The 15,972-nt window shown below is 68.7% G+C and carries 19 protein-coding genes; 10 read left to right on the forward strand and 9 right to left on the reverse strand.

Annotation, left to right across the window (positions count from 1 at the left end; all coding sequences use genetic code 11):
• Nucleotides 1–24: 24 nt before the first annotated feature.
• From JOD27_RS13300 to JOD27_RS13320, 5 genes are read left to right on the forward strand one after another with little or no spacing between them, the layout of a single operon-like run.
• A complete protein-coding gene (locus JOD27_RS13300; protein WP_204762500.1) occupies nucleotides 25–471 on the forward strand; it encodes a YbaB/EbfC family nucleoid-associated protein in 447 nt (148 codons plus the stop codon).
• The gene (locus tag JOD27_RS13305; protein WP_307830108.1) at nucleotides 468–779 is read left to right on the forward strand and encodes a type VII secretion target; all 312 of its coding nucleotides are present in this window, start codon (nucleotides 468–470) and stop codon (nucleotides 777–779) included. The genes JOD27_RS13300 and JOD27_RS13305 overlap by 4 nt, the downstream gene beginning before the upstream one ends.
• Nucleotides 776–1,477, forward strand: a complete 702-nt coding sequence (locus JOD27_RS13310; protein ID WP_204762502.1) for a WXG100 family type VII secretion target — start codon at nucleotides 776–778, stop codon at nucleotides 1,475–1,477. Before JOD27_RS13305 ends, JOD27_RS13310 begins: the two co-directional genes overlap by 4 nt.
• 6 nt (nucleotides 1,478–1,483) lie before the next feature.
• Nucleotides 1,484–2,236 carry a hypothetical protein gene (locus JOD27_RS13315; protein WP_204762503.1) on the forward strand — a complete coding sequence of 251 codons (753 nt, stop codon included), beginning with the start codon at nucleotides 1,484–1,486 and terminating at the stop codon, nucleotides 2,234–2,236.
• A 5-nt stretch (nucleotides 2,237–2,241) separates the two neighbouring features.
• Complete coding sequence (locus tag JOD27_RS13320) at nucleotides 2,242–2,847, forward strand: hypothetical protein (protein ID WP_204762504.1); 606 nt, start codon at nucleotides 2,242–2,244, stop codon at nucleotides 2,845–2,847.
• Between the two features lie 284 nt (nucleotides 2,848–3,131).
• Here the strand turns inward: JOD27_RS13320 and JOD27_RS13325 are convergent, their stop codons facing one another.
• Entirely contained in the window at nucleotides 3,132–3,518 is a 387-nt protein-coding gene (locus tag JOD27_RS13325; RefSeq protein WP_204762505.1) for a helix-turn-helix domain-containing protein, read from the reverse strand.
• 42 nt (nucleotides 3,519–3,560) lie between these two features.
• On the opposite strand from JOD27_RS13325, the gene JOD27_RS13330 reads away from it, so the two are divergent.
• Complete coding sequence (locus JOD27_RS13330) at nucleotides 3,561–4,382, forward strand: class I SAM-dependent methyltransferase (RefSeq protein ID WP_204762506.1); 822 nt, start codon at nucleotides 3,561–3,563, stop codon at nucleotides 4,380–4,382.
• On the opposite strand, the gene hsaB is transcribed toward JOD27_RS13330, so the two are convergent.
• From hsaB to JOD27_RS13370, 8 genes are read right to left on the reverse strand one after another with little or no spacing between them, the layout of a single operon-like run.
• Nucleotides 4,368–4,955, reverse strand: coding sequence for a 3-hydroxy-9,10-secoandrosta-1,3,5(10)-triene-9,17-dione monooxygenase reductase subunit (gene hsaB, locus JOD27_RS13335; RefSeq protein WP_307830109.1), 588 nt, complete (start codon nucleotides 4,953–4,955; stop codon nucleotides 4,368–4,370). The two genes, JOD27_RS13330 and hsaB, sit on opposite strands and share 15 nt — an antisense overlap.
• Nucleotides 4,919–5,821 carry an iron-dependent extradiol dioxygenase HsaC gene (gene hsaC, locus JOD27_RS13340; RefSeq protein ID WP_204762507.1) on the reverse strand — a complete coding sequence of 301 codons (903 nt, stop codon included), beginning with the start codon at nucleotides 5,819–5,821 and terminating at the stop codon, nucleotides 4,919–4,921. The genes hsaB and hsaC overlap by 37 nt, the downstream gene beginning before the upstream one ends.
• Before the next feature lie 17 nt (nucleotides 5,822–5,838).
• Nucleotides 5,839–6,648 carry a 4,5:9,10-diseco-3-hydroxy-5,9,17-trioxoandrosta-1(10),2-diene-4-oate hydrolase gene (hsaD, locus tag JOD27_RS13345; protein WP_204762508.1) on the reverse strand — a complete coding sequence of 270 codons (810 nt, stop codon included), beginning with the start codon at nucleotides 6,646–6,648 and terminating at the stop codon, nucleotides 5,839–5,841.
• A gap of 10 nt (nucleotides 6,649–6,658) precedes the next feature.
• Nucleotides 6,659–7,825: a 3-hydroxy-9,10-secoandrosta-1,3,5(10)-triene-9,17-dione monooxygenase oxygenase subunit gene (gene hsaA / locus JOD27_RS13350; RefSeq protein WP_204762509.1), complete on the reverse strand. Its 1,167-nt coding sequence runs from the start codon at nucleotides 7,823–7,825 to the stop codon at nucleotides 6,659–6,661.
• Nucleotides 7,822–8,832: a 4-hydroxy-2-oxovalerate aldolase gene (gene dmpG, locus JOD27_RS13355; protein ID WP_204762510.1), complete on the reverse strand. Its 1,011-nt coding sequence runs from the start codon at nucleotides 8,830–8,832 to the stop codon at nucleotides 7,822–7,824. Before dmpG ends, hsaA begins: the two co-directional genes overlap by 4 nt.
• On the reverse strand, nucleotides 8,798–9,676 hold the full coding sequence (locus tag JOD27_RS13360; RefSeq protein WP_204762511.1) for an acetaldehyde dehydrogenase (acetylating): 879 nt from the start codon (nucleotides 9,674–9,676) through the stop codon (nucleotides 8,798–8,800). Before JOD27_RS13360 ends, dmpG begins: the two co-directional genes overlap by 35 nt.
• A 9-nt stretch (nucleotides 9,677–9,685) precedes the next feature.
• Nucleotides 9,686–10,456 carry a 2-keto-4-pentenoate hydratase gene (locus JOD27_RS13365; protein WP_307830110.1) on the reverse strand — a complete coding sequence of 257 codons (771 nt, stop codon included), beginning with the start codon at nucleotides 10,454–10,456 and terminating at the stop codon, nucleotides 9,686–9,688.
• Nucleotides 10,450–11,940: an FAD-binding protein gene (locus JOD27_RS13370; RefSeq protein WP_204762512.1), complete on the reverse strand. Its 1,491-nt coding sequence runs from the start codon at nucleotides 11,938–11,940 to the stop codon at nucleotides 10,450–10,452. Before JOD27_RS13370 ends, JOD27_RS13365 begins: the two co-directional genes overlap by 7 nt.
• A gap of 114 nt (nucleotides 11,941–12,054) precedes the next feature.
• Here JOD27_RS13370 and JOD27_RS13375 point away from each other — a divergent pair, with 114 nt between their 5' ends.
• Genes JOD27_RS13375 through JOD27_RS13390 form a run of 4 tightly spaced genes read left to right on the forward strand, consistent with a single transcriptional unit; the run spans nucleotide 12,055 to nucleotide 15,962 of the window.
• Nucleotides 12,055–13,626 (forward strand): FAD-dependent oxidoreductase, encoded by a 1,572-nt coding sequence (locus JOD27_RS13375; protein WP_204762513.1) that lies wholly within the window; start codon nucleotides 12,055–12,057, stop codon nucleotides 13,624–13,626.
• Nucleotides 13,623–14,765: a 3-ketosteroid-9-alpha-monooxygenase, oxygenase component gene (locus JOD27_RS13380; protein ID WP_204762514.1), complete on the forward strand. Its 1,143-nt coding sequence runs from the start codon at nucleotides 13,623–13,625 to the stop codon at nucleotides 14,763–14,765. The genes JOD27_RS13375 and JOD27_RS13380 overlap by 4 nt, the downstream gene beginning before the upstream one ends.
• Nucleotides 14,762–15,001, forward strand: a complete 240-nt coding sequence (locus JOD27_RS13385) for a hypothetical protein (protein ID WP_440590317.1) — start codon at nucleotides 14,762–14,764, stop codon at nucleotides 14,999–15,001. Before JOD27_RS13380 ends, JOD27_RS13385 begins: the two co-directional genes overlap by 4 nt.
• Nucleotides 14,994–15,962 (forward strand): ferredoxin--NADP reductase, encoded by a 969-nt coding sequence (locus tag JOD27_RS13390; protein WP_204762515.1) that lies wholly within the window; start codon nucleotides 14,994–14,996, stop codon nucleotides 15,960–15,962. Before JOD27_RS13385 ends, JOD27_RS13390 begins: the two co-directional genes overlap by 8 nt.
• Nucleotides 15,963–15,972: the final 10 nt, after the last annotated feature.

Genomic DNA, 15,972 nt, shown 5'->3' on the forward strand with positions numbered 1-15,972 from the left:
TTCCGGTACCTATGCTCCCGCCCCGTGGACGAACGAATCCTTGATCCCGACGGCGCGCGGGACCGGCTGGCCGCGTGGAAAGGCCGGATCGACAAGCTGGCCGCCGACACGAAGTCGATGAGTGAGCAGCTGCGAGGATTGCGGATCGTCGCGAAGGATCCCGCCGGCATGGCCGAGGTCACGATCGACTCGACCGGCGCGATGACGGACCTGAAGCTCACCGACCGGATGAGCAACGCCCGCCCGGAGACCGTGGCGGCGACGATCATGGCCACGCTCGCGGACGCGCGGAGGCAGCTCGCGGAGCGGTCGAAGGAGATCCTCTCCGACACCATCGGCACCGAGACGGCGGCGGGGCGCGCCATCGTGGAGAGCGTCGGCCGCCAGCTCGACGACGCGAAACCGGCTGTCAGGCCCGCTGCCCAGGACGACGACAACGGCGGCCGGACCTACACCGAGGAGCGGTGGTGAGCGGGTTCAACGTCGAGGCTGAGCAGCTGCGGGCGCACGCGGGCAGCATCGACGCCATCAGGCAGCGGTTCGCCAAGGTCAAGGCCGCCAGCGCGCACATCATCGGGGACGACCAGGCGTACGGCGCGCTGTGCGGGTGGATCTCCGGCGTGCTGGAAGGCAGGCACACCGAGATCGACGACGTGATCGCCACCGTCGAGCACAACCTCGAGCTCGTCGCGAAGGAACTGCGGGCCAGCGCGGACACCTACGTCACGGCCGACCAGGACAACGTCGACCGCATCACGTCGGCGGGAGGTGACCGGTGACGGAGGGTTCACTGGTCGCGCCGGTCCAGTCGTCCCGTGAGGCCTGGACCGGGGCCGGCCTCGCGGACGGCATCGAGGGGCTCGTCGAGGCGATCAAGAGCGAGGGCTGGGTCGACGACGTGCTCGCGGGTGCGTCGCTCGGCATCGACGTCGCGGCGAGTGTGCTCGACCCGATCAGCGCGCTGCTGTCCAACGGGCTCGGCTGGGCGATCGAGTACTTCGACCCGTTGCGGGAGATGCTCGACGAGCTCACCGGCCAACCGGACGTCGTCAGAGCGCACGCCGCGACCTGGAACAACATGGCGACCGAGCTCGCCGACATGGCCACCGACCTGCGCGCGGACCTGGAAAGCGACCTGATCAGCTGGGACGGCGAGGCGTCAGAGGCCTACCAGCGGCTGATGGTCAACAACGTGGACGCCATCGGTGGCCTGTCCGCGATCGCGGCGGCGATGGCGGCCGCGACCGAGGGCGCGGGCGGGCTGGTCGAGATGACCCGCGAGATCGTCCGCGACCTCATCGCCGACCTCGTGGCCAGGGTGATCGTGTGGGCGGTGGAGGCGATCTTCGTGGTCACCATCCCGGTGATCGCGGCCCAGATCACCGCGGCCGTGGTCAAGTGGGCGAGCCGCATCCTCACCTACACCACCGGCCTGATCTCCAGTCTGACCAACCTCACCAAGCTGCTGAACGGATAGGGCTCGATGACCCCGAAACCCAAGAAGCCGTCCCAGCAGCACGGCCACATCAACGCGGGCGCCGGTCTGTCCAGCGCGACGAAGGCGGCCAAGGCGACCGCGCAGGCGGGCACGCCGGGCGGCGGGAACCAGCCGGGCACCCCGGCCGGCAAGCCCGGTCAGCAGCAGGGCAGCAACAAGCCCGGCAAGAAGCCGATGCCTCCCAAGCCGACGGCACCGCCCAAGCCGGAGGACATCCACCACAGCGAGAAGTCCAGAACGCACATCATCGAGGGCGAGGGCGGCAAGCAGGGCGGTCACATCGCGGGCACCGGGCTCTCCACCAAGACGGAGTTCCCGCAGAGCTGGAAAGAACCCAAGATCATGGACGCGGCCTACCAGGTCACCCAGATGGGACCACCTGTGTCCGGGCCCAAACCCACCAAGGACGCCGACGGTAACCCCGCGTGGGCGTACAACTACGAGGGCATGGTCGACGGCGTTCTGGTGCGCACGACGGTGCTGTCGACCGGCGAGATCCGCACGTCGTTCCCGCCCGATGCCACCAACCCCGGTGTGATCCTCAACCCGGCCGCGCCCAACCCGGCACCGCAGGGCGTGCCGCAGAGCACCCCGCCTCGCTACAGTCACCCGGACGTCGGCGGGAACGGCAGCTGGACCTGGGAGGGACCGAAGGGCAACCGGATGATCAGAGTCGTCCAGGACGCCCAAGGCAACGTCACCACCACCGATCTCGGCCCGTACACGAAGAAGAAGTGAAGCTCATGGATGTGAAGACCTACGCCACGGTCACGGACCTGTGCGCGCGGCTCGCGGGCCGGTTGGAGGACGACACCCTGCGCTCGGTGCGCGAGGACTACTTCGGTGGCGAAGTCGCGCAGGCCGAGGCGACGCTGTTGATGAGCATGGCGTACGAGAACGTCGGCATCACGGCGGAGGAGCGCGAGCTCATCGCGTCCACATTGGATGATCCGGACAACGAGGACCTCGCCGCGGTGCCGGTGATCGACGAGGTGCCGCCAGTGCCTTACCGCTTCAGCGCCACCGCTCCCGCCGGTGCGCCGGACCCGAGCAAGGCTGACGTCGTGCTGTCCGCCGACGCCGCGCGGCACGGTGGCCGCCGGTTGCGCCGCGCCTGGCGTGAGCCGCTCGACGGCGCGCCGGACGGGGCGAAGTGGGTGTACGTGCTGCAGACGTCCGACACCGCGAACCTGCTGGGCGCGTTCGCCGGGCTCTCCGGCCGGTTGTGGGTGGTGCTGAAGGAGAAGTGGCCGCTGGAGGTCGTGGTCGAGGGCAGGCCGCTGCCGCCCTACCAGGCCGCGGCCGTCACCGTGGCACCGCAGATCTGGAGCGTCCAGCGCAACCGATGAACGGCGGCTGTCGAGGCTGGTAGAGCGTCGCGGCTTGGTTGTGCTCCGTTGAGTCGGGCAGGGGGCTGGCCGGTCTGGTGCTCATCACCGAAAGCCCGGATGATCGCGCTCTCATGCACGTCGATGGCGGTAGAGAAATGCCGACGCAAACGTTCGCTGATCAGCCCAGCTACTGCCAACTGTGCTGTCGGCAGCCATGAGAGCACGATCTTCATGATCGAAGCGCGGCTGCCTGCCGGCATCACTCTCACTGTCACATCCCAAGAGACAGCTGCGACACGCTACTAGGTCAGGCGTTCCAGCAGTCGCTGGAACCTCGGGCACTCCAGGTGGCTCGGCGCCGGGCAGGCCGCCGCGTGCCGCAGCCCGTCCCGCATCACGGTCAGCCTGCGGATCGTCGCGTCCAGCTCGTCGGCTTTCCCGGCGAGCATCGCGCGGTCGAGCTGCGGGCGGCCGTCCGGCGCGAACATCCGCGCGATCTCGTCGAGGGTGAAGCCCGCGGCGCGGCCGACCGAGATCAGCGCCAGCCGCTGGAAGACGTCGTGGCCGAACACCCGCGTGAGGCCGCGCCGACCGACCGAGCCGATCAGGCCGCGCTCCTCGTAGTAGCGCAGGGTGGAGGCGGGGACGCCGGAACGCCGGACCACCTCGCCGATGCCGAGTTCGTGCATGACACTTGACCTCAAGCCGACTTGAAGTAGGACGGTAGGAGCATGACACCAGAGGTCAACAGCGAACAGGCGGCCCTGTGGAACGGCCCCGGCGGGCACGGGTGGGCCGCCGCACGCGACATGGTCGACGTGGTTCTCCAGCCGTACGAGGACCTGCTCGTCGCGGCGGCGACACAACAACCGCGCACCGGCGTGCTCGACGTCGGGTGCGGCACCGGGGGCGTGACCAGGGCGATCGCGGCGGCGCTCGGCAACGTGCCGTGCGTCGGCGTCGACATCTCCGGGCCGCAGATCGCCGTGGCGCAGGAGGGCCCGAACGTGCGGTTCGTGCACGCGGACGCCCAGGTGCACCCGTTCGAGCCCGAGTTCGACCTGATCGTCTCGCGGTTCGGGGTGATGTTCTTCGACGACCCGGTGGCGGCGTTCCGCAACCTCGGGAAGGCCGCTATGCCCGGCGGCGAGCTGCGTGTCGTCGTGTGGCGCGACAAGGAGGAGAACCCGTTCATGACGGCGGCGGAACGAGCCGTCGCGCCGCTGATGCCGGACCTGCCGACGTTCGAGGCCGACGCGCCGGGGCCGTACGGGCTCGCGGACCCCGACCGGGCGCGGAAGGTGCTCGACGACAGCGGCTGGACGGCGATCGACCTGCGGAAGGTCGACCTGACCTGCGCCATGCCGGAGCGCGTGTTGCCGACGTACCTCACGATGCTCGGGCCGGTGGGGCGGGCACTCCAGCCCATGCCGGAAGACGAGCGCAAAGAGGTCCTCGACACCGTTCTGCGCGCGTTCGACGAGTTCGTGCACGACGGAGAAGTCCGCTTCCCCACCGCGTCGTGGGAGATCAGGGCGCTAACTCCACTCTGATTGGCGTTGCCAGGTCATCAGGTTGTCGAGCACCTCACCGGACCAGCCGCGGGTGTCCAGTTCGGCGTGCACGGCGTAGCGGCCGCGGTAGAAGAGCAACGGCTGGGCGTCGCGCACCGGCCCGAGCTCGACCACCGAGCCGACGACCATGTGGTGGTCGCCGGCGTCGTGCACCGCCGACACCTGGCAGTCGACCCACGTGAGGGCGCCGTCGAGCACCGGGGCACCGGTGGCCGACGGCGTCCAGGCCACGCCGGCGAACTTGTCGGCCCCGGCCTTGCCGAACACCGTCGAGATCTCCCTCTGGTCCTCCGCGAGGACGTTCACGCAGAACGCACCCGAGGATGCCATCGCGGTCCAGCTGCGCGACGTCCGTTGTGGACAGAACAGCACCAGCGGCGGGTCGAGCGACAACGCCGCGAACGCCTGGCAGGCAAAGCCGACAGGCCCGTCCGGGGACATGCCGGTCACCACGGTCACCCCCGTGCAGAAGTGACCGAGTACGGATCGAAACTGTGTTGAGTCTATTTGGGGAGCTACTTCTGGTAGCCCACGCTGAAGTCGTGTCCCCACAGGCTCACCGCCGTGCTCTCGCGTGCGATCCAGTCCTCATCGGACACCTGCCGTCCCTCGCAGCCGAACTCGACGTCGAACCCGCCGGGCGTCTTCACGTAGAACGACAACATCAGGTCGTTGACGTGCCTGCCCAGCGTCGCCGACATCGGCACCTTGCGGCGCATCGCCCGGTCCAGGGTCAGGCCGACGTCGTCGGTGTTCTCGACCTCGACCATCAGATGCACGACCCCGCTCGGCGTCGGCATCGGCAGGAACGCGAGGCTGTGGTGGCGCGGGTTGCAGCCGAAGAACCGCAGCCACGCCGGTGGCCCGTCGGCAGGACGCCCGACGAACTGCGGAGGCAGGCGCATCGAGTCACGCAGCCGGAAGCCCAGCACGTCCCGGTAGAAGCGCAACGCCGCTTCATCGTCCGAAGTGGACAGGACGACGTGGCCGAGGCCCTGCTCCTCGGTCACGAACCGGTGCCCGTACGGCGACACCACCCGCCGGTGCTCCAAGGCCGCACCGTGGAAGACCTCCAGGGTGTTGCCGGACGGGTCGTCGAAGCGGATCAGCCCGTTGACCCGGCGTTCCGCCAACTCCTCCGCGGTCCCTTCGACGTAGGAGACACCGGCCGAAGCCAGCCGCTTTGCCACCTCCTCCACCTCGGCCTCGGTGGCTGCCTCCCAGCCCGACACCTGCAACCGGTCGTGCGAGCCCGGCACGATCACCAGGCGTGCCGGGAAGTCGTCCATCCGCAGGTACAACGCGCCGGGAGTGGAGCCCTTGCCCTCGACCATGCCGAGGACCTTCAGCCCGAACTCGCGCCACCGGTCCATGTCGGTGGCCTCGATCCGGAGATATCCCAGTGATCGGATCCCCATCACACCTCAGCCCCCATTCACCTGTCGGCCAAGAAGTCAGTCGCAAGCCGGTTGAACTCGTCGAACTTCTCGAGCTGTGCCCAGTGCCCGCAGCCGCCGAACACGTGCAGCTGCGCCCGCGGGATCAGCTTCAACGCGAGCAACGCGCCGTCCAGCGGGTTCACCCGGTCTTCGCGGCCCCACACCAGCAGCACCCGTTGGCGCAACTTGTAGGCCTCACGCCAGAGCATCCCCTGCTCGAAGTCCGGTCCGGCGAACGACTTGCCGAGCGCGGCCATGGCGCGCAACGACTCCGGCTGCCTGGCCGCCTCGAACCGTTCGTCGATCAGCTGGTCGGTGACCAGCGACTGGTCGAAGACCATGATCCGCAGGAACGCCTCGATCTTCTCCCGCGTGGGTGTGCGCGCGAACGCGCTGAGCTTGCGCACGCCCTCGGTCGGGTCCGGCGAGAAGACGTTCAGCGACAACCCGCCCGGCCCCATCAGCACCAGCCGCCCGGCCCGTTTCCCGTAGTCCAGCGCGAACCGGACCGCGGTGCCGCCGCCGAGCGAGTTGCCCAGGATGTGTGCCCGCTCGACGCCCAACTCATCGAGCAGGTCCCTCAACGCCCGTGCCGCGAAGGTGAAGTACTGGCCGTGCTCGGCGGGCTTGTCGGACTGGCCGTAGCCCGGCAGGTCGACGGCCAGCACGCGGAACGACTTCGCGAACACCGGGATGTTGCGGGCGAAGTTGCTCATCGCCGACGCGCCCGGCCCGCCGCCGTGCAGCAGGACCAGCGTCTCGGTGTGGTCGGTGCCCGCCTCGTGGTAGTGCAGCCGCACGTTCATCACCGCCCCCTCAGAACAGCCCGTCGCGGACCTGGATGCCGAGCTCGCCCTTGCCGTACATGACGAGCACGCGCTCCGGGTCGTTGGCCGCGTGCACCCGTGCGGCGTGCGCGTCGCGCCAGAACCGGGGCAGCGGCAGGCCGCCGTTGATCGCCTTGCCGCCCGCGCTCTCGAAGAGCCGGTCGATCGCGGAAATCGCCCTCGCACTGCCCAGAACCTGATCCCTGCGCGCCCGCAGGCGAAGCTCCATCGGGATCTTCGTGCCGGCGACGGCGTGTTCCCACTCGTCGTTGATGTCCTTCTCCAGCTGCCACCACGCGGTGTCGATGTCGTTGGACGCCTGGGCGATCCGCACCTGCGCGAACGGGTCCTCGACGGATTTCTCGCCCAGGTAGGCGGCCCTGACGCGCTCACGGGTGGCGTTGACGTGCACCTCGTAGGCGCCGTACGCCATGCCGATCATCGGCGCGGTGATCGCGTACGGGTGGATCGTCCCGTACGGCATGCGGAACAAGGGCCCAGGATTGACGTCCTGGCCCGGGCAGACGCACCGCGCGGTGTGCATCATGCTCAGCGTGCGGTGTTCCGGCACGAACACGTCGGAGACCACGATGTCGTTGCTGCCGGTGCCGCGCAGTCCGACGGTGTCCCAGACGTCGTTGATCGTGTAGTCGGCGATCGGCAGCAGGAACGTGCGGAAGTCGACGGGTTTGCCCTCGTCGTTCATCACCAGGCCGCCGAGCAGCACCCACGTCGCGTGGTCGCAGCCGGACGAGAAGCTCCACTTGCCGCTGAACCGGAAACCGCCCTCGACCGGTGTCGCCCGGCCCGTCGGCGCGTACGAGGACGAGATACGCGTGTCCTGGTCCTCACCGAACACCTCGTCCTGAGCCCGCAGGTCGAACAGCCCGACGTGCCACGGGTGCACGCCCAGCACGGACGCGACCCAGCCGGTCGACCCGCACGCGCTCCCGATCAGCCTCACGGCCGTGTAGAAGTCGAGCGGGTGCGACTCGAAGCCGCCGTACCGTGTGGGCTGCAGCATCCGGAAGAACCCGGTCTCCTGCAACGCCTTCACCGACTCCGGCGGCACCTTGCGCAGTTCCTCCGCCTCCGCCGCGCGTTCCCGCAGGCTGGGCAGCAGTTCCCGCACCTTGCCGAGGATTTCCTCGCTCATCGGACTTTCTCCCTGCTCAGCTCCAGTGCGATGTCGATCAGCTGGTCCTCCTGCCCGCCCACGAGCTTGCGTTCGCCCGCGCGGACGAGGATCTGCGCGCCGGACACGCCGTAGCGTCGCGCCTGCGTGTACGCGTGTTTGAGGAAGCTGGAGTAGACGCCCGCGTACCCCATCATCAGCGCCATCCGGTCGAGCAGGCACTCCTCGGGCATGACGGGCCGGACGACGTCCTCGGCCGCGTCCACGATCTTGAAGAAGTCGACGCCGGTCTCGAACCCGAGCTTGTCGCAGACGCCGACGAACGCCTCCAGCGGCGTGTTTCCCGCGCCCGCACCGAATCCGCGCACGCTGCCGTCGATCTGCTTCGCTCCCGCGCGGGCCGCCGCGACCGAGTTCGCCACGCTCAGCCCGAGGTTCTCGTGCCCGTGGAACCCGACCTGGGCGTCGTCGCCCAGCTCGGCCACCAACGCGGACACCCTGTCGGAAACCTGTTCCAGCACAAGGGCTCCTGCCGAGTCCACCACGTACACGCACTGGCAGCCGGCGTCCGCCATGATCCTTGCTTGACGAGCCAACGCCTCCGGCGGCTGGGAATGGGCCATCATCAGGAACCCGACGGTTTCCAGCCCGCGCTCGCGGGCCAGCTGGAAGTGCTGCACGGAGACGTCCGCCTCGGTGCAGTGCGTGGCGATCCGGACGATCGACGCACCGTTGTCCTGCGAGATCAGGATGTCGTCCTTCACCCCGACACCCGGCAGCATCAGCACCGCGATCCTGGCCTGCCGCGCCGTCTCGGCCGCGACCTTGATCAGCTCCTGTTCCGGCGTGAGGCTGAAGCCGTAGTTGAACGACGACCCGCCCAGCCCGTCGCCGTGCGTCACCTCGATGACGGGCACCCCGGCGCCGTCGAGCGCCGCCACGATCGACCGGACGTCCTCGACCGTGAACTGGTGCCGCTTGTGGTGCGAGCCGTCACGCAGTGACGTGTCGGTCAGCCGCAGCTGCATTCGCGATCTCCTCCCCCACCTTCGTCGCGGCGGCCGTCATGATGTCGAGGTTTCCGGCGTAGGCAGGCAGGAAGTCGCCCGCGCCCTCGATCTCCACGAAGATCGACACGCGGCCGTCGTCGAACTGCGGGTCGCTCAGCAACCGGAAACCCGGGACGTACGAACGGATGTCTGTCTCCATGCGTGAGATCGAGTCCGTGATCAGGTCCGGATCGGCGTCCTGGGGAATCGCGCAGAAGATCGTGTCGCGCATGATCATCGGCGGGTCCGCCGGGTTCAGCACGATGATCGCCTTGCCGCGCTCGGCCCCGCCGATCGCCTCGATGCCCTTGCTGGTCGTGCGGGTGAACTCGTCGATGTTGGCTCGCGTCCCCGGCCCCGCCGACACCGACGCCACGCTGGCGACGATCTCCGCGTACGGCACCGGGACAACGCGAGACACCGCGTGCACCATGGGAATCGTGGCCTGGCCACCACACGTGATCAGGTTGATGTTGGGCGCGTCCTGGTGCTCACCGAGGTTCACCGGCGGCACCACGTACGGCCCGACCGCGGCCGGTGTCAGGTCGATCGCCCGGATACCGGCCTCCGCGTAGCGCGGCGCGTTGGCCCGGTGCACCGCCGCGGACGTCGCCTCGAACACGATGTCCGGCAGCTCGTCCTGACGCAGCAACCACTCCGCGCCGTCGACCGACACCTCGAGCCCCAGCGACGCCGCGCGCTTGAGCCCCTCGCTGGCCGGGTCGATGCCCACCATCCAGCGCGGCTCCAGCACCGGCGAGCGCAGGAGCTTGTAGAGCAGGTCGGTGCCGATGTTGCCGGATCCGACGATGGCCGCCTTCACGCAGTCACCTCAATCGAATTTCAGGTCTACGGAACCGAGTCCGGCGAACTCGGCGTGGAACTCGTCACCCGGCCGCGCGTCGATCGCCCGCGTGCACGAACCGGGAAGCACGATGTCACCGGCGAGCAACCGGACACCGAACGAAGCGACCTTCTCCGCGAGCCACGCGACCGCGATCGCCGGATCACCCAGCACCGCGTCGCCCCGGCCTTCGGCGACGACCTCACCGTTGCGGCGCAACGTCGCCCGCACCGCACGGATGTCCAGTTCGGACGGTCGGACCCGCTCGGTACCGAGCACGAACCCGGCCGACGACGCGTTGTCGGCGATGGTGTCCTGCAACCCGATCTTCCAGTCGATGATCCGGCTGTCGATCAGCTCGATGGCCGGCGCGACGAACTCCGTGGCCGCGAGGACGTCCTCGACCGTGCAGCCCTCGCCCGGCAGGTCGGCGCTCAGCAGGAACGCGATCTCCACCTCGACCCGCGGGTACAGGTACGCGGAGGCGTCCGCGGTTCCGGTCAGCTGCATGTCGTCGAGCAGGTGGCCGTAATCAGGTTCGTCGACGCCCATCATCTGCTGCATCGCCAACGACGACAGACCGACCTTGTGGCCGATCACGTCGCGGTTGCGGTGCCGGACGTTGAGCAGCTGGATCTCGTACGCGTCCACCACGTCGATCTCGGGATACAGCTCGACCAGCGGCTTGATCGGCACGCGGTCGCGTTCGGCCACGCGCAGCAGCTCGGCCGCCGCTTCCCTCTTCTGAATCGTCAGCACCTGGCCTCCTTCGCGACGTGTTGCCCTGCACGGCGGCCCGAGAAGACGCAGTCGGCGAGCGAGAGCCCGCTGACGTAGGACTCCGAGCACACCCCGACCGCCGATCGGCCGGCCGCGTACAGGCCGGGAACTCCTTGCACCTGCCCGGTTTCCTCGTCCACGACGAGTCCGCCGAGCGTGAGCATCGGGCACGGGTAACCAAACCCGGCTCGCACGCTCACGTTGATCAACGAGTACGGCGGCGTCCCAAACGGCTGTGTTGAGTCGTTTTGGGGCGTGCCGATGCCGGCCTTGGCCGCCACTTCCTCGATCGTGGGTGCGGTGACCATGCCCCGGTTCAGGAGGTAGCGGACCTGCCACCGCTGGAACGGCGCGGCCTGCGTCGTCACCTGGGCCCGCGCCACCCGCAGGATGTCGTCGTCGATCAGCAGCCACGCCTTGCCATCGCGCTGGATGATCTCGCTGCCGATCGCCGCGCCGTACCTCGTCGGATCACCGAACCTCCGGCCGGCGGAATCGACGAGCACACCGCGCTGCAGTGCGCTGGGCGGCGTGATGAACCGCCACACCGAGATCTTGTCCATCCGCGCGGTCTTCCCACCAGCGGCGACACCGAGGCGGATACCGGTTCCGTCATCGCCGGGCGTGCCGAGTGCGAGGCCACCCCGGTACTCCGGGCCGAGCTGCCGCACGCTCTCCCGGTCCGCGATGAACCCGCCCGCGGAGATGACGACTCCTCGCCGCGCGGTCACCGTGATCGGCCGGGCGAAGCGCCGTTCCAGCCACTCAGCCAGCGCGAACAGCTTCTTCCCCAAAGGCGGGTAGTAGATCCACGGCTTGGCGCCTGCTTTGGACAACACGCCGTGCAGGGTTCGCGGCAGCCCGGTCAGCGTCCGGCAGCGCACGCCCGTGACCCGGCCGTCGGTGGTGATCAGCTCTTCAGCACGGGTCTGGGTCATGATCCTCGCGCCCGCCCGCCGGGTCGCCTCGGCCAACCGGGCGAAGAAGACCCTGCCCGACGTTCCTTTCGCCTTGGTCCGGTGACCGCGCGGCGCGGGGCTCGGCCCGGAATGATCGAACACGGCGTCCTCGCTGCCGGACTGGTAGAGGTAGTAGTCGTCCGTCGGGTACGAGGTCTTGAACGGGCACAGGCTCGCGTCGAACGGCACGCCCTGGTCTTCCAGCCAGGCCAGCATCTTGGGGCTGTCCTCGCAGAACCGCCGGAGCGTCGCCTCCGAGACGGCGTCCCGAACCTCGTGCTTGAGGTAGGAGAACATCGCCTCGGGTGTATCGGTGATCCCGGCCTCGACCTGCTGCCCCGTCCCGCCGCCCGCGTAGACGACGCCACCGGACAACGCGGTGGCGCCACCGCCGGCGAACCGGTCGAGCACCACCACGGACGCACCGGCCGCCGCGGCTTCGAGGGCGGCGCACGCGCCGGCCGCGCCGAAGCCGATGACGACCACGTCAGCGGTGCCGTCCACGCATCCCTCCCGAAACGTGTTCTCGGTGAGTCGACTTGCCTGGAACTCCTACACCATAGCGCCAAACCGGCTCAGAACTATAACCTGTTCTAGTCTGAGCCTCTGGGAGGTGCGATGTACGACGTGATCGTCGTCGGCAGCGGCGCGGCAGGCATGACAGCCGCGCTCTGCACCGCTGGGAACGGCCTGCGCACCCTCGTCGTCGAGAAGGCCGAGCACTTCGGCGGTTCGACGGCGCGGTCCGGCGGTGGCATCTGGGTGCCGAACAACCACGTCGTCGCCGCGGCCGGCCAGCAGGACTCGCCGGAGCAGGCCGCCGCGTACCTGGAGCACATCGCCGGGGACGTGCCCGCCGACCTGCGCGAGGCGTTCCTCGACGCCGGACCCGCGATGCTGGCGTTCGTCTGCGCGCACACGCCGTTGAAGTTCCGCTGGGTGCGCGACTACGCCGACTACTACCCGGAGGCGCCGGGTGGCAGGCCGCGTGGCCGCTCGGTCGAGCCCCTGCCGTTCAACACGAAGCTCCTCGGCGAGGAGATCAAGGACCTCGAACCGCCGTACGTGCCGACACCGGCCGGGATCGTGATCACCCAGACCGACTACCGCTGGCTGACGCTGATCGGACGGCACCCGCGCGGCATGGTCACGGCAGCCAAGGTGTTCGCCCGCCGGTTCCTGCCCGGCAGGCGCCTCACGATGGGCCAGGCGCTGGCAGCAGGACTTCGTGCTGGTTTGAAAGCGCTCAACGTCGAGGTCCGGCTCAACACCGCGATGACGGACCTGCACTTCGAGAACGGCCGGGTCGCCGGAATCGTCGCGGGCGACAAGCTGATCACGGCCAACCACGTCGTTCTCGCGTCCGGCGGCTTCGAGCACAACGAACAGCTGCGCAAACAACACCAGGACATCGGTACGGAGTGGACGGTCGGCGCGACGGCCAACACCGGCGACGGCATCGAGGCGGGGCTCCGCGCGGGAGGCACGCTGGGGTTGATGGACGAGGCCTGGTGGGGCCCGTCCGTCCCGTTGCCGCGCGGCCCGTACTTCCTGCTCGCCGAACGCTCACTGCCCGGATGCGTGCTGGTCGACAGCACCGGGCGCCGGTTCGTCAACGAGGCGGCGCCCTACATCGACGTGGTGAAGGCGATGAGCGGCAAGACCTGGCTGGTGTTCGACCACGCCTACCGCAGCCGCTACCCGTTCTGCGGCGTCCCGCCGCGCCGTCCTCTCCCCCGGCGCTGGCGGGATGTCGTGCTCACCGCTCCCAGCCTCGAAGAACTCGCCCAGGAAGCCGATCTGCCCGAACTCTCCGACACCGTGCGGCGGTTCAACACCCTGGCCGTGGACGGCGACGACACCGACTTCCACCGCGGCGACAGCGCGTACGACCGCTACTACGGCGATCCGCGCAACCACCCCAACCCGAACCTGGCGCCACTCATGACCGGCCCGTTCTACGCGGTCAAGATCGTGCCCGGTGACCTCGGCACCAAGGGCGGCCTGCGCACCGACACCCGCGCGCGGGTGCTGCGCGAGGACGGTTCGGTGATCGAAGGCCTTTACGCCGCGGGCAACACCATGGCGTCGGTGATGGGACACACCTACGCGGGCGCGGGCGCCACCCTCGGACCGGCGATGACGTTCGGTTATCTCGCCGGACTCGACATCAGTGGAGGAATGCGATGACGCAGGACAGCGTGCGGACGATCGACACCGGCGCACCTCCAGCGCGGTTCGCGCGCGGCTGGCACTGCCTCGGTCTGGCCGACAGCTTCCGCGACGGCAAACCCCACGCCGTCGAGGCGTTCGGCACGAAGCTCGTGGTGTTCGGCACGGAGGACGGCAAGCTCAACGTGCTCGACGGGTACTGCCGGCACATGGGCGGCGACCTCACCCAGGGCACGATCAAGGGCAACACCGTGGCCTGCCCGTTCCACGACTGGCGCTGGGCGGGCAACGGCAAGTGCATCGACATCCCTTACGCCAAACGGGTTCCGCTGCGGGCACGCACCCGGTCGTGGATCACGATGGAGGAGAACAAGCAGCTCTTCGTGTGGAACGACCCCCAGGGCAACCCGCCGCCCGAGCACGTGACGATCCCGCGCATCGACGCGGCGTTCAGCGACGAGTGGAGCAACTGGACGTGGGACTCGGTGGTGATCGACGGCGCGAACTGCCGCGAGATCATCGACAACGTCGTGGACATGGCCCACTTCTTCTACATCCACTTCGCGTTCCCGACGTACTTCAAGAACGTGATGGAAGGCCACGTCGCCTCGCAGTACCTGACCACGCGCGGGCGGCCGGACGTCGCGATGGGCTCGAACTACACCGGTGACGTGGAGGTGCGCTCGGAGGCGTCGTACTACGGACCGTCGTACATGATCGACTACCTGTGGAACGACTACAAGGGCATCGAGATCGAGACGGTGCTGATCAACTGCCACTACCCGATCACGCCCACGTCGTTCCGGCTGCAGTGGGGCGCGATCGTGAAGAAGCTGCCCGGTGTCTCCGACGAGCACGCCGACAAGATCGCGGCGAAGTTCGCGCGTGGCATCGGGGTCGGGTTCCTGCAGGACGTGGAGATCTGGCAGAACAAGACGCGGATCGACAACCCGTTGCTGTGCGAGGAGGACGGGCCCGTCTACCAGCTACGGCGGTGGTACGAGCAGTTCTACGTCGACGTGGAGGACGTCACCGACGACATGGTGCGGCGCTTCGAGTTCGAGGTCGACACGAGTCGTGCCATCGAGGTGTGGGAAAAGGAAGTTGCCGAGAACTTGGCCAGGAGGGAACCGGCACCTCAGGAGCAGGCGAGGTGAACGAGCGCGACGAGTTCCTCGTCGGCGGGATGGTGCCGGTGAGATGCGACTGCGGGAACCGGGTGCTGGTCAAGAAGAACAGCCCGCAGCACACGAGCGTGCAGTGGCTCGCCGACACGAGTTCCTGTCCTGAGCTGTGCGGGCCGCGGTCGGCGTTCGTGCCGACGTGTCTGCGGCTGCGGGACAGCATCGAGAAGGCCGTGCGCGATGGAACGCTGGAGGTCGCCGATGGCTGAGGTGCACCGGCTGCGGATCGACGCCGTCATCGAGGAGACGTCCGACGCCCGGTCGTTCGTGCTGTCCGGAGTGGACTTCCCGGTGAAGCCCGGGCAGTTCCTGACCGTGCGGGCGGGTGACGTGGCGCGCTGCTACTCCCTGTCCAGTGCGCCGGGTGAGCCGTTGAAGATCACGGTCAAGCGGACGCCGGACGGGTACGGCTCGCACTGGATGTGCGACGAGCTCAGCGAGGGGTGCGAGCTGGACGTGCTCGCACCGGCCGGGGTCTTCACCCCTTCGTCGCTGGACTCCTCGCTGCTGGCGTTCGCGGCCGGGAGCGGGATCACGCCCGTCATGTCGATCATCCGGGCGGTGCTCACCCAGGGGTTCGGCCGGGTGTTCCTGGTGTACGCCAACCGGGACGAGAGCTCGGTGATCTTCGCGCGCGAGCTCGACGAGCTGGCGCGGGCGCATCCGGATCGACTGGTGGTCGTGCACTGGCTGGAGTCGGTGCAGGGGTTGCCGCACGTAGATGGATTGCGGGCGCTCGTGCGGGAGTGCGACGAGGCGTTCGTGTGCGGGCCCGCGCCGTTCATGGAGGCGGCACGCAAGGCGTTGCAGGACGTTCCGGTCGTGCACATCGAGAAGTTCGTGTCGTTGTCGAGTGATCCGTTTTCGAACGCCGAACCGGTGGCGGACGATCGCCCGGACGCCGTCGTCGAGGTCGACCTGGACGGTGAGCAGCACCGGTTTCCGTGGCCCGCGCGGACGAAGCTGCTGGATCTGCTGCTGGAGAAGGGGCTCGACGCGCCGTACTCGTGCCGGGAGGGGGCGTGCAGCGCTTGTGCGTGCCGGCTCGTCGAGGGCGAGGTCAAGATGCTCAACAACGACGTGCTCGACTCCGAGGACATCGCCGACGGCATCGTGCTGGCGTGCCAGTCGGTTCCGGTCACCGACATCGTGAAGATCACCTACGAGTGAGGGGCACTGG

The organism is Lentzea nigeriaca (genome assembly GCF_016907955.1).
In the GTDB taxonomy this organism is placed as follows: Bacteria; Actinomycetota; Actinomycetes; order Mycobacteriales; family Pseudonocardiaceae; genus Lentzea; species Lentzea nigeriaca.

Bases quoted from the DNA above. Each gene is read 5' to 3' on its own strand.
- JOD27_RS13380 (WP_204762514.1), top strand. From the start codon at position 13,623: ATGACGCAGGACAGCGTGCGGACGATCGACACCGGCGCACCTCCAGCG.
- JOD27_RS13375 (WP_204762513.1), top strand. From the start codon at position 12,055: ATGTACGACGTGATCGTCGTCGGCAGCGGCGCGGCAGGCATGACAGCC.
- JOD27_RS13330 (WP_204762506.1), top strand. From the start codon at position 3,561: ATGACACCAGAGGTCAACAGCGAACAGGCGGCCCTGTGGAACGGCCCC.
- JOD27_RS13325 (WP_204762505.1), bottom strand. From the start codon at position 3,518: ATGCACGAACTCGGCATCGGCGAGGTGGTCCGGCGTTCCGGCGTCCCC.
- dmpG (WP_204762510.1), bottom strand. From the start codon at position 8,832: ATGCAGCTGCGGCTGACCGACACGTCACTGCGTGACGGCTCGCACCAC.
- JOD27_RS13315 (WP_204762503.1), top strand. From the start codon at position 1,484: ATGACCCCGAAACCCAAGAAGCCGTCCCAGCAGCACGGCCACATCAAC.
- JOD27_RS13390 (WP_204762515.1), top strand. From the start codon at position 14,994: ATGGCTGAGGTGCACCGGCTGCGGATCGACGCCGTCATCGAGGAGACG.
- hsaA (WP_204762509.1), bottom strand. From the start codon at position 7,825: ATGAGCGAGGAAATCCTCGGCAAGGTGCGGGAACTGCTGCCCAGCCTG.
- hsaD (WP_204762508.1), bottom strand. From the start codon at position 6,648: ATGAACGTGCGGCTGCACTACCACGAGGCGGGCACCGACCACACCGAG.
- JOD27_RS13320 (WP_204762504.1), top strand. From the start codon at position 2,242: ATGGATGTGAAGACCTACGCCACGGTCACGGACCTGTGCGCGCGGCTC.
- hsaC (WP_204762507.1), bottom strand. From the start codon at position 5,821: ATGGGGATCCGATCACTGGGATATCTCCGGATCGAGGCCACCGACATG.